Consider the following 802-nt stretch of genomic DNA (forward strand, 5'->3'; position numbering starts at 1 on the left):
TTCTAACTACGAAAGCGGAGCCTAATGCAGATGGCTCTTACAGCATCACTGGTACTAAAATATTTATCTCTGCTGGTGAGCACGATATGGTGGACAACATTGTTCATATCGTACTAGCTCGTCTTCCTGGTGCTCCAGAAGGTACTAAAGGGATTTCGCTTTTCATCGTCCCTAAGTGCCTGCCGGATACTAATGGCGAGGCTGGTGAGCGAAATGCAGTTACGTGCGGCTCAATTGAGCACAAGATGGGTATACATGGTAACGCGACTTGTGTGATGAATTTTGATGGTGCAAAAGGTTGGTTGATCGGTCCGGAGAATAAAGGTCTTAACTGCATGTTCACATTCATGAACGTGGCCCGTATTGGTACCTCTATTCAGGGTCTTGCGGCTGCTGAAGGTTCCTTCCAGGGAGCACTCGCATATGCGAAAGATCGTCTAGCAATGCGTTCGCTTTCGGGTCCTAAGAATCCTGAAGGAAAGGCTGACCCAATTATCGTTCACCCAGACGTGCGCCGTATGCTTTTGACGCAAAAAGCGATCGCTGAAGGGTCACGTGCAATGATTTACTTCGCGGCTCAACAAGCCGACCTTGTTCAGCATGGTGAAGGTGAAGAGCAGAAGGCTGCTGATGAAATGCTTGGTTTCTTAACGCCAATTTTGAAAGCGTTCTGTACTGAAGCGGGTTATGAAGCTGCAAACCACGGTGTTCAGGTTTTTGGTGGTCATGGCTTTATCCAAGAGTGGGGCATGGAACAAATCGTTCGAGATACGCGTATTGCGCTTCTTTATGAAGGAACGAC

The 802-nt window shown here is 47.9% G+C and carries 1 protein-coding gene; it reads left to right on the forward strand.

Annotation, left to right across the window (positions count from 1 at the left end; all coding sequences use genetic code 11):
• On the forward strand, nt 1-802 hold an 802-nt coding region (locus tag A3750_RS18095), incomplete at both ends, for an acyl-CoA dehydrogenase family protein (protein ID WP_197475136.1).

This window comes from Oleiphilus sp. HI0079, from assembly GCF_001635105.1.